At 40.3% G+C, this 15,777-nt stretch carries 13 protein-coding genes and 1 pseudogene; 10 read left to right on the forward strand and 4 right to left on the reverse strand.

Annotated features, from left to right (window positions below; translation table 11 throughout):
- Window positions 1-38 precede the first annotated feature (38 nt).
- From IM676_RS15800 to IM676_RS15830, 6 genes are all read left to right on the forward strand, one after another.
- Entirely contained in the window at window positions 39-1,412 is a 1,374-nt protein-coding gene (locus IM676_RS15800; RefSeq protein WP_200987767.1) for an RNA-guided endonuclease InsQ/TnpB family protein, read from the forward strand.
- A gap of 55 nt (window positions 1,413-1,467) precedes the next feature.
- Window positions 1,468-2,184 (forward strand): cyclase family protein, encoded by a 717-nt coding sequence (locus IM676_RS15805; protein WP_200987768.1) that lies wholly within the window; start codon window positions 1,468-1,470, stop codon window positions 2,182-2,184.
- Between the two features lie 226 nt (window positions 2,185-2,410).
- Complete coding sequence (locus IM676_RS15810; RefSeq protein WP_200990238.1) at window positions 2,411-2,776, forward strand: VOC family protein; 366 nt, start codon at window positions 2,411-2,413, stop codon at window positions 2,774-2,776.
- A gap of 723 nt (window positions 2,777-3,499) precedes the next feature.
- On the forward strand, window positions 3,500-3,697 hold the full coding sequence (locus IM676_RS15815) for a transposase (protein WP_200987769.1): 198 nt from the start codon (window positions 3,500-3,502) through the stop codon (window positions 3,695-3,697).
- On the forward strand, window positions 3,682-3,885 hold the full coding sequence (locus tag IM676_RS15820; protein ID WP_200987770.1) for a hypothetical protein: 204 nt from the start codon (window positions 3,682-3,684) through the stop codon (window positions 3,883-3,885). Before IM676_RS15815 ends, IM676_RS15820 begins: the two co-directional genes overlap by 16 nt.
- Window positions 3,886-4,224: 339 nt before the next feature.
- A complete protein-coding gene (locus IM676_RS15830) occupies window positions 4,225-4,773 on the forward strand; it encodes a helix-turn-helix transcriptional regulator (protein ID WP_200987772.1) in 549 nt (182 codons plus the stop codon).
- A 123-nt stretch (window positions 4,774-4,896) separates the two neighbouring features.
- Here IM676_RS15830 and ahcY read toward each other — a convergent pair whose 3' ends face one another.
- Window positions 4,897-6,174: an adenosylhomocysteinase gene (ahcY, locus tag IM676_RS15835; protein WP_200987773.1), complete on the reverse strand. Its 1,278-nt coding sequence runs from the start codon at window positions 6,172-6,174 to the stop codon at window positions 4,897-4,899.
- A 417-nt stretch (window positions 6,175-6,591) separates the two neighbouring features.
- On the opposite strand from ahcY, the gene IM676_RS15840 reads away from it, so the two are divergent.
- Together IM676_RS15840 and IM676_RS15845 are read left to right on the forward strand one after the other, a co-directional pair.
- On the forward strand, window positions 6,592-8,199 hold the full coding sequence (locus IM676_RS15840; RefSeq protein ID WP_225880386.1) for a mechanosensitive ion channel family protein: 1,608 nt from the start codon (window positions 6,592-6,594) through the stop codon (window positions 8,197-8,199).
- Between the two features lie 195 nt (window positions 8,200-8,394).
- A complete protein-coding gene (locus IM676_RS15845) occupies window positions 8,395-8,658 on the forward strand; it encodes a hypothetical protein (RefSeq protein ID WP_200987774.1) in 264 nt (87 codons plus the stop codon).
- A gap of 35 nt (window positions 8,659-8,693) precedes the next feature.
- Here the strand turns inward: IM676_RS15845 and IM676_RS15850 are convergent, their stop codons facing one another.
- The 3 genes from IM676_RS15850 to IM676_RS15860 all read right to left on the reverse strand — a co-directional run bounded on the left by IM676_RS15850 (window position 8,694) and on the right by IM676_RS15860 (window position 12,466).
- A complete protein-coding gene (locus IM676_RS15850; protein WP_200987775.1) occupies window positions 8,694-9,845 on the reverse strand; it encodes a glycosyltransferase family 4 protein in 1,152 nt (383 codons plus the stop codon).
- A 220-nt stretch (window positions 9,846-10,065) separates the two neighbouring features.
- A complete protein-coding gene (locus tag IM676_RS15855) occupies window positions 10,066-11,196 on the reverse strand; it encodes a glycosyltransferase (RefSeq protein WP_200987776.1) in 1,131 nt (376 codons plus the stop codon).
- 100 nt (window positions 11,197-11,296) lie between these two features.
- Window positions 11,297-12,466, reverse strand: coding sequence for a glycosyltransferase family 4 protein (locus tag IM676_RS15860; RefSeq protein WP_200987777.1), 1,170 nt, complete (start codon window positions 12,464-12,466; stop codon window positions 11,297-11,299).
- Between the two features lie 608 nt (window positions 12,467-13,074).
- On the opposite strand from IM676_RS15860, the gene IM676_RS15865 reads away from it, so the two are divergent.
- On the forward strand, window positions 13,075-15,249 hold the full coding sequence (locus IM676_RS15865) for an NHL repeat-containing protein (RefSeq protein WP_200987778.1): 2,175 nt from the start codon (window positions 13,075-13,077) through the stop codon (window positions 15,247-15,249).
- A gap of 359 nt (window positions 15,250-15,608) precedes the next feature.
- Window positions 15,609-15,773 (forward strand): annotated as a pseudogene (locus IM676_RS15870) (glycosyltransferase); the annotation flags it as partial.
- Window positions 15,774-15,777: the final 4 nt, after the last annotated feature.

Below are 15,777 nucleotides of genomic sequence, written 5' to 3' on the forward strand. Positions count from 1 at the left end.
TGTTTCAACTATAATCCTAAACAGGAGGTGAGTAAAGATTGTACAGAACAATTCCAATCAGAGCTAAATTCACTGATGAAGAAAAAGCTTTTTGGGTTGACCAATGCCAACACTCGAATAGCTTAATAAATTGTGCGATTTACTATACTCGTCAAAGTCATTACGCACGACTGGAAAGCATGGATAATGCTTTTACAACTTATTGGTCTGGCGACGAATTGCGTAGTGGATGGAAAACTTATTATTGCCAAACAACTTACCCGGAATTAGATAAAACTCTTAAAGATAATCCCCATTACAAAGGTTTAGCCGCACAAGCAGCACAACAAACCTTAAAACTAGTTGGTGAAGCAATAACCAGTTACAACCGATTGGTTAAAGCTTATTACAACGGGGAGCTTGATAGACCCTCATTACCTAAGTATCGTAAAAAAGGAGGATTAGCCGCAGTAACATTCCCAAGGCAAGCACTTACTTTTAAAGATGGTTATTTCAAGCCATCAATAAGCAAAGAAACCAAACCAGAATTAATCACAGATATCAAGCTAACCTTGCCTGATTTTATTGATTCCGATTGGGTAAAGGAAGTAACAGTTCGTCCTTATTATGGTCTTTTCTGGATTGACTGGGTAATTGATGATGGTAAGCAACCAATTGAAAACAACCCACATCTTGATTACTCCCAAGCATGGGGATTCGACCACGGAGGGACTAATTGGTTAACAGGTGTTTCTACTCTTGGGAAAAGTTTAATCATTGATGGTAAGAAACTAAAATCAATGAATCAAGGTTATTGCCGTTTAGTTGCCAAATATAAGCAAGGTAAGTCTGATTTTTATTGGGATGCTAACCTTGACCGCATTCAACGCAAACGCAATAACCAGATGCGAGATGCCATTAACAAAGCAGCTAGATTCATTGTTAACAGATGTCTGAATGACCAGATAGGAAATATAGTTATTGGATGGAATCAAGGACAAAAAGTTAATGCTAATTTAGGTAAGGTAAATAATCAAAATTTTGTCCCCATCCCCACAGGGAGATTGATTCAAAGATTAAAGGAATTGGCTAATGAATATGGAATTATTGTGACATTAACGGAAGAAGCGTATACATCAAAAGCGTCTTACCTGGATGACGATAGCCTCTACAAGCATGGTGAAAAACCCGCAGGATGGAAACCGTCAGGGAAAAGGGTCAAGCGTGGATTATACCAATCTGCTAAAGGATTATTAACCTCCGCAGATGCTCAAGCTGCAGCAAATATTTTAAGAAAAGTAACCACACAGCTAGGTTTATGTTTAGCCGAGGTGGGTAGGGCATCTTTGACTGTGCCACAACGATATGACTTGTTTATTAGGTTAAATAAATCATATCGTAAACGTTGCGTAGCGTGTCTTCAGACCGCGTAGCAACATCAGTTTAGAATCCCTTGTGTTTCAACCAAGGGAGAAGTCAATTTCATATATGAAACAAAATCAAAAGACTATAACTTACTCACAGGTAATACATCTAAGTCATATAATTGACATAGATATTCCCCAATGGCTAGGTGATCCCCCAGTGGAATTTACCACCGTCGCCAACATCCCAGAGGATGGCTATTACCTACGACGGTTGACCATAGGAGAACACAGTGCTACTCACATTAATGCACCCAAAAGTTTTTATCCTCATAGTGCGGGAATTGACCAATACCCAGGTGAGTCCCTAGTGTTACCTGCGGTAGTTATCCACATCTGCGCAGCTGCAAAGTTAAATCCTGATTACGCCTTGACTGTTGCTGATGTTTTAGCTTGGGAGAAAAAAAATGGTGAAATTCCTACTGGTAGTTTAGTATTGCTTCATACTGGCTGGGACAATAAATGGTTAGATAAAAAGGCATTTTTGAACCAAGATCCTCAAGGAAAGATGCACTTTCCCGGTTTTAGCTATGATGCAACTGAGTTTCTGTTAGAACAAAGACAAATTGCTGGTTTAGGAACTGATACCCATGGGGTAGACCCTGGACAAGATGACAGTTTTAATATTAACCGTCTGGTATTGGCACAGCAGAGGATTATTTTGGAAAATCTCACAAATTTGCAGCACTTACCACCAAAGGGTAGTACTTTAATGATTGGTGTGTTGAGGTTGCGGGATGGTTCGGGTTCTCCTGTGGGGGTGTTAGCTTTAGTACCTTGAAACTTTCAGGCTGAGAATGCAGGGGATGGCAGAGTTTGATTAGAATTGAGATGTATTGACTTTTCTCAGCCATAGGGAGTTGATAGCTAAAATAGAGAAACTACACCCATAGTCAAGCAATGTTCTGGCGAATTCCATGGATATCAAGATGATATTTATCTGTGGTGATTTTGCCATTTATACGGATGCTACCCTGAGTAATCTCCGAAAACAACGAAGGTGTGATATGACAATTACCTTAAACCATACTATAGTACCTGCACACGATAAGGAGAAATCGGCACAGTTTTTTGCAGGAATTTTTGGACTAAAACTTGATACTCCCGTTGGTCATTTTGCAGCTGTGCGTATCAATGACCAGTTAACCTTAGATTTTGCTGACAGAGAGAACTTTGACTCTCACCATTATGCTTTTCATGTCAGTGATGAAGAATTTGATAGCATCTTTACACGTATCAAAGAAATAGGAATTGAATACAGTAGTGACCCCATGCATGAACACAAAGGTGAAATTAACCATAGAATGGGAGGTCGTGGTTTTTACTTCTATGACCTGGATGGTCATAATTTAGAACTTTTGACTCGTGGTTAATACTATCAATAAAATTGCAGGAGCAGCCCAGATTGATTAATCTCGACCACTCCTGCTACACCCCTTGCACAATAAAAAGATACCACTTTCAAAACCGGGATGTGTGCCAAATTGCCAAATAACCGTGTTTTCCCCATGCAGTAACTGGGTGAAACACCTGGTTTATTTGTGATTTCTGAAGATGTCGGTTTTCCTTGGTCATATTTCCTCACATAGCTAGAGCGATCGCCTTGAGGACTTAGAGGTTGTTTGGTAAGTTTTCAGCCGTAATTTTCATCACATCTTCACCCTCTTTAATTCCTTAAATGCAGTCCCCTCCCCTTACAAGGGGAGGGTGAGGGTGGGGTAAAATAATATTCGATAGTAGGAGCGAAACCGAAATCAATATGTTCCCTGAGCGAAGTCGAAGGGAACAATAATAAGGGCGAGGAAGTGAGGTTAAGAGAACCCCAAGAGATTTTAGAGATTATTGGGGGGATCGTGGTTTCGACTTCGCTCAACCACCGAAATCAATACAGACCACATATCGACTTCACCCTTGCGACCACCGGGTTTGGGTTGTGGAATCATGTCGCTGAGAAATTCATAAAGATCAATACTACGGACTGCTGACAGAAGTGAGGGGGAAAATCTGATGGTCTAAGAGGATGTTTGGAAAGTCAAGAAAAGCTCAAGTAACGATATTCTGTCAGTAGATAAAAACGCGACAGAGTTACTTGAGCCATGTCTAAATCATACCCAACAGACTTGACCGATGAACAGTGGGAATTGCTATCAGTGCTGATACCCCCAATAAATTTGGGGTGTCGTCCCCGTCGGGTTGACCTACGCGGTGTGATTAGTGCCATATTTTATGTTCTCTGTGCGGGTTGTCCATGGCGGATGTTGCCAAATGACTTCCCAAAATGGCAAACGGTATAATATTGGTGCTGATTTGGGTTGATGCTGGGTATCAAGGTGAAGGCTTTATGAGATGGGTGATGGATGCGTATCACTGGGTTTTGGAGGTTATACGTCGTCCGGTTAATACTAAAGGCTTTGTTCTGTTACCAAAGCGTTGGGTTGTCCAGCGTAGTTTTGGTTGGTTTATATGCTGTGGTTTTTTGTAAAATGGACGGAGTAAGTTGTCAGTTGACAATTCACTCTTTTTAAATTAATATTCTATTAAGTAATGGCAAATAAACACCCCCATAAAGAGATACGAGCGGCGTTGAATTATGCTGTTGAGCAAGGCTGGAAAGTTGAAGAAGGAGGCTCTCATGCTTGGGGTAAAATCTATTGCCCTTACAAAGATTCTGAATGTAGATGTGGGGAATTTTGCATTACTAGTATTTGGAGTACCCCTAGAAATCCCACTAACCATGCAAAGCAGATTCGTCGAGTAGTGGACAAGTGTATTTATCAACAAGAAAAGAAATGATTACTTGTTAGGAGAGGGTAATACTTAGATGAGAGAATATGAATTTACTCTGAAATTCAAAGTCCCAAATCCTATGACTGATACTGGTATGTTTGTCGATGCCCTTTATGAATCGGGCTGTGATGATGCTATTATTGGCACTGGGACAAAGGGTTTTATCGCTCTTGATTTTATTCGTGAAGCACCATCGGCCTATGATGCAATTTCTAGCGCCATAAATGATGTCAGAAAGGCTATTCCACAAGCGGAGATTGTGGAGGCATCACCCAATTTTGTTGGTGTAACAGATGTAGCGAAGCTTTTGGGATGCTCTCGACAAAATATTCAAAAGTTACTATCAAAAAGCATTTCAGACCCTCCCCCTGCTGTCTACGGAGGGTCGCAGTCTGTCTGGTATCTCCTTGATATCCTCACCTGGCTGATTGAACACAAGAACTATCACATCGACGAATCTTTACTAGAAATTGCTAAAACCACTAAGAGTTTAAATCTTGTCAAACAATTGGAAATGCTCGATTGTGATACCCACAGAAAATTTAAGGATCTTGTTTGTGCTAGTAATATAAGCACCTCATAAATATTTGGCCTTGTCAATTAATCAACAAGGTATCAGTAACTCATATCTTCTTTTCTTCCTGGGTGCGAAAAAAAAGGGAGGAGCAAAACGCCCATCCCCCAAAAATCAACTAGTTAATTAAGATTAGGTTCCAGACTGCCAAGAATTGATATACTCAACTTGCCCAGGAGTTAAGCTATCAATGTAAATACCCATAGCTTGCAACTTCAAACGAGCAATTTCTTGATCAACTTCTACAGGAATAGAGTGTAACCCAGGCTCTAATTTACCTTGATTCTTCACCAGGTATTCACAAGCTAAGGCTTGGTTAGCAAAACTCATGTCCATAACGGCGCTGGGGTGTCCTTCCGCAGCGGCGAGGTTAACTAAACGACCTTCACCTAAGACAATTACAGATTTACGACTCTTGAGTATGTACTGTTGGGTGAAGGGACGGACTGTTTTAATTTCTTTGGCTTGACCGGCTAAATATTTAAGGTCAATTTCAATATCAAAGTGACCGGAGTTACAAACGATCGCACCATCTTTCATGATATCGAAATGTTCGCCTCGAACCACGTGTTTATTACCGGTGACAGTAATAAATAAATCGCCTTGGGGCGCTGCTTCCGACATGGGTAATACCCGGAAACCATCCATAACCGCTTCAATGGCTTTGATGGGGTCAATTTCGGTAACAATGACGTTAGCGCCTAAACCACGGGCCCGTAAAGCAGTACCTTTACCACACCAGCCATAACCAGCGACTACGATGGTTTTACCAGCTAATAAGATATTTGTCGCCCGGATAATGCCATCTAGGGTTGACTGACCTGTACCATAACGATTATCAAAGAAGTGCTTGGTGTCAGCGTCGTTAACATTCATGGCGGGGAATGTGAGAACGCCATCGTTGAACATGGCGCGTAACCGCACGATTCCGGTGGTGGTTTCTTCGGTTGTCCCAATTAAATCGGCAATTTGGTGTTGACGGTGTTGCACTAAATCGGCAACTACATCACTACCGTCATCAATAATAATGTTGGGGCGATGATCTAAGGCGATTTGCACATGGCGGTTATAGGTGGCTGCGTCTTCGCCTTTAATGGCAAATACTGGAATTTCGTAATCAGTGACTAAGCAAGCTGCTACGTCATCTTGAGTTGATAAGGGGTTACTGGCGATTAAAACTGCATCAGCACCACCAGCTTTGAGGGCGATCGCTAAATGTGCTGTTTCTGTGGTAACGTGGGCGCAAGCTACAAGGCGTAAACCAGCAAAGGGCTTTTCTTGCTCAAAGCGATCGCGTATCTGCTTTAATACTGGCATTTCCCGGCCAGCCCAGTCAATACGCTGTCTTCCCAAGGGAGCTAGGGCGAGGTCTTTAACCTCGTGCTTTAGTCGGGGAGAAGTTGCAGTCATTAAAAATTTCCTCAGAAAAATCAAAAAAGTTACGTAAAAATCACGTACCTTACTAGGGTATTGTACAGCTGATGATTTTGGCTTGTATTTACCACCAAGCTTGTTAATTGTACTTTGTTCTAGGTTGACATTGCATGGTTTTCAGGTTAACCTCATCCCTAATTTTTGTGAGGAGTGGATTAAGATCATCTGTTACTTTAGGGAGGTATTTGAGTGCGCTTTCAATTTTTGGAGATCGCCAAGCAAGTCCTATGGTCAAATTTTGGTTATTTTGAGCATAAACAGGCACTTTTAGGGGAAGGTCGCCTTAGTAATACCTGCAGTGCTGACAAGTACAAATCAGGTAACAAGGTATCTCATCCAGCATCTCTCACACCTAGAAAGGGGGTATCATGCAAAAGAATGTTGGGTAGAGGTATGATAGTGACAATTGCCAGTTCAATGGCGATCGCTGTTGTTTCTATACCAAGAGCCTCCGCTCAACTCCCCATTTTGCCTTTTCTACAATCTCCCAGTACAACCGGTAGTGATGCAGATAATAGAATTGTGTCTGGCTGGATTTATCTAGATGGCTACCCAGTATTTCAAATAGCAGGAACCAGAACGAATTTTCCGGAGCGTTCCCGGAATATACAACAAAATCTCAATCAAATTCGCCAAAATTACCTAAGTTCCTCTGAACGAAATATTAACATTGAAACCGGGACACTGAATAACTCACTAGTAATTTATGTCAATGGTCAATACCTGATGACGGTGACGATGGAAGATGCCAGACTGCGAAGAGAAGAAGCATCTGTATCAGCAGTTCAAATTACCGAACAGTTAAAAAAAGCGTTACGACGAGCAGACAAAGAGCGCACCACTGAAATTTTAATCAATCAAGGTAAGGTTGCGGCTGGGGTGGGAGTGTTAATGATTGCGTTGAGTGGGGGAGTTTATTACCTTCAACGCCGTTTACAAGAGCATTCACAACACCCCATCCTACCCATAGCAGATAATGCTCAACAGTTGACGACCCAACTACATCAACAGCAAGATCGAGATATTCAAGAGGTTAAAACCAGACTGTTTCAATTAACTCAAACCGGGATTTGGTCTGGTGGATTTCTGTTCATATTGGGTCTATTTCCTTATACAAGAGTCTTTCAGGTAGGCATTATTACAGCTGCTCAAATTCCCATAGCATTGGTTGTGATCATAGTAGGAGTTTATGTCGCCACCCGGTTCACCTATGCGCTGATTGACCGCTTCACCTCGACTTTGATCAGCAGTGGTGTTTTATTAAATACAGAAGCTTCCAGACGGATGGAACTGCGAGTTTCTACATTTTCCGGTGTGACTAAAAGCATTATTACTGGAATTTGGTTAGTGGTCGGCATCTTACTATCTCTGCTGTCCTTGGGTATAGATATTGTTCCTTTACTAGCAGGTGCGGGTTTAATTGGTGTGGCTGTGTCTCTAGCCTCCCAAAGCTTAATTAAAGATGCTATTAATGGTTTTCTGATCATTTTTGAAGACCAGTATGCTTTGGGCGATGTGATTGCTGTGGGGGATGTAGGAGGGTTAGTAGAAAATCTCAATCTGCGGATTACTCAGCTGCGGGACGCCGAAGGGCGTTTAATTACGATTCCCAATAGTGAAATTAAAGTGGTTGCGAATCTTTCTAGCCGTTGGTCACGAGCCGATTTAACTATTCCAGTTGCCTATGAAAATAACATTGATGATGCTATGGAGTTGATTAAACAGGTAGGCTGGGAGATGAATCAAGATCCTCTGTGGAAACGTCAAATACTGGAAATGCCTCAAGTTCTAGGAATAGATAACTTTGGCGATCGCGGTTTAATGATTCGTGTTTGGATTAAGACACTACCACTTAAACAGTGGGAGGTGGGAAGGGAGTTTCGCCGGCGCTTAAAAATCGCCTTTGATCAAGCCGGATTCTCAATTCCTGTCCCTCAACAAGGTATTTGGCTCAATGAAGGTCAATTGCTGCACTCAAAAATTAATGGCAAATCTGAGTGATTCACAGATACTCGTTCAGGTATCTGTTCACTCTGTAATTCAACTGTGCCTAATAGTATTTTTTGTTGCTCACAATTTATCTGAGACAGTTTAGAACATTTGTACTATAATGGGTCATAGCGCGAATATTGCCTAACGAAGAGCAAAGGTTTGCAGCGACGGACTTCTGCCAGATGGATTTAAGGGTTAGTTCCAATGATCAAGCATTATATTCTCAACCTCAATCCGACTGCCCAACACGAATGGGACAGGTGTATTTTACGTGACCCACTGACAGCGAAACGTCCAGATATTAGTGAATTAATAGCTGAAGCTGTTGGTAATGAAACTGGTAGTTATTTAGTCAGTGTGAATATCGAAGTGCAAGTTTTAGAGCAAGCTGTAGCGCCACCATCCGAACAACTGTCGCGACCATTCCCAGAAATAAATATCTCGTCAAAAATGCAAGAGGTGGCATAGTAAAATCACGTACAAACTACGGGAGCGACACAAGCTTATACCGATTGTCCCACCCTGTGGGACAATAGTTGAGCTATTTCCTGATTAATAGCTTTGATGTCAAACCGTTGACAGGCAATCTCCCTAGAGTAACTGGCTATACTGACAGTGATTTGTGGATCTTGAAGACAGGTATTAATTATTTGTGCTAATTCTTCTGGTACACCTGGTGTGACGAGAAAACCGTTAACGCCATGTTCTATTAATTCCATCGCCCCCCCAGCTTTTGCTGCTACCACAGGCTTACCGCATAACATAGCCTCAACAATCACCCTCCCAAAGGGTTCTGGGGCTATGGATGTATGTGCTACCAAGTCACAAGCAGTCATTAGCTGGGGAACATCCCCACGAAATCCTAAGAATTTGACCCGGTTTTCTAGTCCTAACCTTGTGACTTGTGTATGCAATTCTTGGACATAATCTTGTTCACCAAACAGAGCATCACCTACTAAAATTACTGACACTTCTGGCGGACATTGAGACAAAGCGGCGATTAAAATATGTTGACCCTTCCAAGGTGCAAGCCGGCTGAAGTGTCCAACTATAAATTTTCCTTCTAGTCCTAACTGTTGCCGTAATTCTTTAACTACAGATGGAGAGCTTTGATAATTTTGAGACTCAAAACCATTATAAACAATTGCCGTGAGTTTTGAGTTTCCTCCTGCTTGGATAAATGCCCTTTGACTAGCTTGGGAATTAGCAATTACTAATGAAGCAAAACTATTTGCTAACGTAACAGCAATCCGCAGGTTGGTTGGACTAAAATGTTCTGGGGAAAGAATATCGTGTAAATGATAAACCAAGGGACGACGGGCTAAAAAGCTAGCCAGTGCGCCAATAACTAAGGCTTTTTGTGTATTGGCGTAGATGAGATCATATTTCCTTGCTGTTTGTACCACCTTAGCTAATAGTGGTACAAGCTGTCTGAAACTCCCCACAGCTTCCAGAAAATTGCTTTGTTTATGAACTGGTATTCCTTGAGTGGCGAAAACTTTTACCGGGATATGATGCTGCTCAAGTAAGTTTGTAAAAGGGCCATCTGCGAACAAGCCGACTAAGGCTTGTTCTCTATAGGGTTTAGCAATATCTATTAAACAAAGTTCAGCACCACCAGGTTTACCACTTTGGTCTAAAAATAAAATTTTCATAGGAATATATTATTACTGATTCGGCAATTACAGTTGATATAGAAAATAAATACAGCCCCTGTTCATCGGAGTTAGCTACAAAAAGGCGGGCAGGATGCCCACCCCACAAGATTTATGATATTAAGGTGTGTACTTTCTTGACTTGAAAACTGCTGTATATGGCTGAGGTATCATACTTGAGGCAATATTCCTGTGATACTACCTCAAGCTGATTTGAATTTCAATGGGTATTTAAAGACATAGAGAAATTGGATCTAGGAACTACATCTACAGCCAAATTTTTCACTTCTATCGAACCATTTAACTTTTCGACCACGTATGTTGCTACAACAGTTTCTGAACACTTATTCATCCACCAATTTAGGGATTTTTGGTGCATTTCTGCCATGAGTTGTGGATTGTTTAATAGTTGTTTTAAAACTTTTTCCCAATTTCGAGAATCTTTAACTTGAATTACGGGTGCTCCATCCAAATACCAGCGAGAAGGTAAAGCTTCTGTGACTAAGACACAACCATATTTCATACCTTCAAATAAGCGAGTTGTTTCCAAAGATGTACCTCTAGGAACAAGACATATTTTTGTATCCATCATAATTTCACTGTAGCTGCGCTCATCTTCGCTAGTTCGATCATGAAAGCCAGCCGTAATACCTAATTCAACTCTAAAATTGTGGTTTTGGCGTTGGAATTTTCTGACCTTTGATATCATCAGTTTTCTAGCTAAAGTTTTGGGAGTTCCTAGCCAACGCTTAAAACACCAAATGGGATAATTTACGTGGACAATACTACCAGAAAAGTAAGTATCATACAAACGTTCTTGTGGAGGCTTAATAGGTAAATCTTTAGAATTATTATATCCTAGAGGAATATCATAAATTGGAGTTATTTCACCTTTACCTAACAACCAACTTTTCAATTTCTGAAATTGATAATTGACTAACCCGGGTAAGCAGACTAATAAAATTCTAATAAATTGAATTAATGTCAGCAAGTTCAGCCAAGAAGGCTGAAGTATAGGATTACATCCTAAAATGGGGCGAGTACCTATACACTTAAATACAGCCTTCACCTTATGAAAATATTTTGGTATACGATACCATTCGTCTCCGATGATCAAAACAACGACATTCTTACCATAGGATGGGATTTCATCCATTGCATCCCAGGTGACGTAAAATACTAGACCACTGAGAGTAGAATTTTCTTCTATAGCTTGAAATACTTTACAAACATAGTCAGCCGAGCCAAATTTAACTGGTGGATTGGTCTGGTATATATCCCAAGGAATTGGTTTTTGACCTTTATTAATATAAATATAGTATTGGTTAGCCAGTATATGATTCACAACCATCTAAATGATATCTCCGGTGTAGTATTTCAGGAATTGTGATTAAGTGGATAATGGTAATTAGGGATGAAATCCCAGTTGCAATGATTACGGTAGAGACCGATTAGTCCAAGATAATTTCACGCACTTGTTGAGCAATTTTTTCCCAATTGAAGTTAGCCACAGCATATTCAAAACAATCTTCACGTGAAGGGGTTGATATTTTTCCTAGTAATATCTCCTCTAATTTTTCTGCAATAGCTGAAACTGTGTGAGAACTGGTAATTAACTCTGGCGCGAATGGTTGTAAAATTTCTGGCATACCCCCGACTGGTGTACACATCACTGGTGTACCACAGGCTAAAGATTCCACAATTGCTAATCCAAATCCTTCAAAAGATTGGCTAGGTATAACAGTTAAGTTCGCTGCTTGGTAGGCTACAGGTAACTGTTCATCTGGCAAAAAACCTAAAAATTCGACATTGTTTTCTAAGCCTAGCTCTTTAACTTGTTTTTTAAGAGAATTTTGCAGATGACCTCGACCGGCGATCGCCAACCAAACATCAGGTATTTTTGGTTGAATTATTGTCATAGCTGCTAACAATTTATCTACACCTGTGCGATGAATCAAACGTCGGGATGTAAATAGAATCGGGCGATTTTCCGGCCAGTGGAGTTGTTGACGAGCGGCTATTGGCAGTAAATTGGGTTGGAATTTATTAATATTAACCCCACCGGGAATCACATGGATTTTATTCGATTTAACTTCATATTCTCTATGTAAAATATTGGCAAAAGCTTGACTGAGAACAATAAAGCGATCGCAACGGTTATAAGTTGCTTGTTCTATCAGCCATCGTTTGACAAAAAAACTGAATTTATTACTAACTGTTTCCTCCTGACTTTCAGAAGCCCAGGGACCATGAAAGTTAAAAGTTATGGGTACGCCTTTGGGTAAAAGATCCAAAATAGGAAAGCTATATAGGGCAAAATGGAGATTAATAGCATCTGCTTTACTGACTCGCGTTGTTTTAAAGTTATTCCGAATAGTTGCTAGGCGTTGCAAGATTCCCTGATTTGGATTACCCAAATTAGTCAACTTTATCGGTAAATTGAGTTGATTTTCTGGTAAACCTACTCCGCAAAGTTCTATTTTGTCTTGATTGGCTGCTAATGTATGAGTCAGTTCATAAATGTACCGTTCCAATCCACCGGGAGTTTGAGGAAACCAGCCTGTTCCCAGAGTGAGAATAGATGCAGGTGTTGAATTAAAATTTTGTTTTTTACCTTCCACCTACTTAGCTCCTATTATGTATTCAGCGTACCTATGTTTATAATCATCAGTCAATGATTAAAATTAAACATCATATGTAGTGATAGTATAGTGTGATTAAGCCTCAACCCTAAGCACGAATTATCCCACTACGGTTATATTCAAATTCATTACAACCACTTACTGACCAAGCTCAAGTACTTGTTTTTTAAGTTAGTCGTTCATCAGTTGATATTGCTAGTACTTATCTCCTGCAATTATCTAGAGAATCAGTCATTCTCACCTGCTACTCTATAGAGACTTTAAGAAAAGGATATTTTGTGAACTATTGATGTTGCTGTATCAACAGGTGTTTTAAATGTGGAGTCCTTAGAGATATTGCATGAAGCATTTATTTGATGTTTTTATATAAAATTTCTGTATTTTTTTGGTAAATTTTCGATGAATATTCAAGTTTTCACTCCCATAATTTGTTATGAAATAAATGTGTAGCAGACAAAAATCAAAGTAAATATGTATAAATTCATGATATCTCAGAACAGAGATTATTGTTAATAAGTGAATTTAATATAAATTCTCTATATAGAAATCGTAATTTACTAGAATATCGCTGAATACCTGAAGAAAATATGCACAAATTCACCCAACTATACCAAAAGGTTAATCACTACTTCCAGAGATTTAAATTTGTTAATCTTGTATCGATTATAGCTGGAGTAATAATTTTTACTTCCCTTGGATTTTCCAATCATGAGGTCAATAGCAGAACCCCTCAACCGACATATCAAACCTCTTGGATTGGTAATACCTTTGGTGGTGGAGAAAAATGGGTACAAAATTATATTCAGTCCATGTATGTTGCACCAAATGGTACAGTTTATACTAATAGTCTGTGGGATGAAGCAGGTAGAGAAGCGGGAATATATAAAGATGGTGATGTGATTGGGAGATTGGCGGATCTTCACGGTTGGGGTCGTCACGGAGGACAGGCTGTGACAGCAAATGATCAGTATGTTTATATTGGCATGCGCCAAGATTTTGTGAATAGGAAAGATCAAGACTATCCCCCAGAAGGGACAAGTTGGCATTGTGTCAGACGCTACCACTTATCTGGGAAATCCGCACCCTTTGCTCAAGGACGTGGTTGGGATAAGAGTATGTTAATTATCAGTAACCAAAGTCCAGTTACCGGATTAGCAACGAGGGGAAATGAATTATATGTTAGTGATGCTGCTACTAACCGTCTGCGTGTGTATAATACAGACACCATGCAGGAAATACGCAGCTTTAGGGTTGCGAGTCCGGGGCGGATAGCTGTTGATAGACAGGGTAACCTCTGGATTATTCAAACCAAACATGGGAGTAATCCGGCTAAAATTGTCCATTATTCCCGGGAAGGAAAGCAGTTACCCCAGGAAATAAGCAATATTGTAGAACCCAGTGCGATCGCAGTTGATTTGCAAAACAGAATTTTGGTAGCAGAAAATGGCCCTCGTCAGCAGGTGCTGATTTACCAACTTAAAGATCAACCTGTTCTGGTCAGTACCTTGGGTACTCCGGGGGGAGTTTATGGGGGTGTTCCTGGTGAAATCCAAGATTTAAAACTGTACGGTTTGACGGGAGTCGGTACAGATTTTGCAGGTAATATCTATGTAAATAGTAATGGGTTTAACAACTCAGGTACAGATTTACGCAAGTTTTCATCATCAGGAAAATTATTATGGCAGTTAATGGGATTGATGTTTGTTGATAATGCTGATGCTGACCCCACCAGTGATGGAGTACGTTTATTTACCAAACAAGAAGAATTCTTGATGGATTATAGTCAACCTGTGGGTAAGCAATGGACTTATAAAGCCTACACCTTAAATCCTTTCAAATATCCCCAAGATCCACGGTTACATACTTCCCCAGATGCTACCTGGGTGCGTCGTATCCAAGGGAAACCTTTTATTTTCCTGACTGATATGTATGAAAGTTTTCTGCAAATTTACCGCCTCAATCCCGATACAGATGGTAAAATCTCGATTCCGTCGGGAATGTTTGTCGGAACTCGTGGGGGTGGGGGAAAATCAATCCCAGGAAATTGGCCTCCCCATCAACCGGAAGAGGGAGAATGGATTTGGCGAGATCGCAACAATAACGGTAAGTTTGATCCCAGTGAATACGACACCACCAAAGATTATCCTTACATTGGGGGATGGTGGGTAGATAGTCGAGGGGATGTGTGGAAAACTGTACGAACTAAAGAGGGTATCCGACACTATCCTTTACAGGGACTAGATAACCATGGTAATCCCATCTATACCTACGCTTCCATGTCAAAGGAAGCAACCCCGAGTATGTTTACCGATTTGCGGCGGATTGAGTATTTACCGGAAACCGATACCATGTATTTATCAGGCTTTACCGTAGATCATCCAGCTGTTGGAGATGACACTAAAGTTGTGGGTTCTGAGATTGTACGTTTTGATAATTGGAGTCGGGGAAATAGAACACCCCGTTGGCGGATAGTAGTTCCCCACGATAATACCGGTAAACGTGAAGTTTCTACCGCAGCTATGAGTGTAGCCGGGGACTATGTTTTTGCTGTGACGGTGAAAACGGCAAAAGTATATATATATAATGCCAAAACTGGGGCTTTCGTGAAAAACTTAACACCAGGCCCAGAAGTTGCATCGGAAAGTGGTTGGATTGATATCCCCTATGGGCTTCGTGCTATGCGGCGAAATAATGGTGAGTATCTCCTATTTCTAGAAGAAAATGCCAAAGCTAAAGTGATTATTTATCGCTTTAGGCTTTAAATACTACCACATTTATTGATATTCAAATCATCTAAATGGGTTTCTGGACTTACTCTAGTCACCCGTTTTTTTTGTTTGTGACTCCCTGGTTAATCAAACATTGCCAAAAGATTAATTTTATTTTTTCGTATAAAAAACTAAATTTATTGGCTTTACAAGTAGTAAAATTTAGATAAAGTTTTTCAGGCAAAATCAGACAAGGAAACACACAACTTATGAAAATTATCATACCAGTGATTTAACATCAAGACTTTGACTATTTTTTACCGCATTTACTTACCATCTACTTGATTAAACGTTTTTCGGGCTGCTTATGAAATCTTTTTTAAGGTTGAATAACTGCTGAGGACACAACTTAAATGCGGATCTTACATATTATTAATCATGTGCAGAACATTGGTAATGGAATTGTCAATGTGGCGGTAGACTTAGCTTGTTTACAAAGTGAAGATGGTCATACCGTTGCTGTAGTCTCAGATGGTGGAGAATATGAGGAATTATTAGCATTGTATACTGTTAAACACTTGA

The sequence above is a fragment of the Anabaenopsis elenkinii CCIBt3563 genome, from assembly GCF_015245355.1.
GTDB lineage: Bacteria > Cyanobacteriota > Cyanobacteriia > Cyanobacteriales > Nostocaceae > Anabaenopsis > Anabaenopsis elenkinii.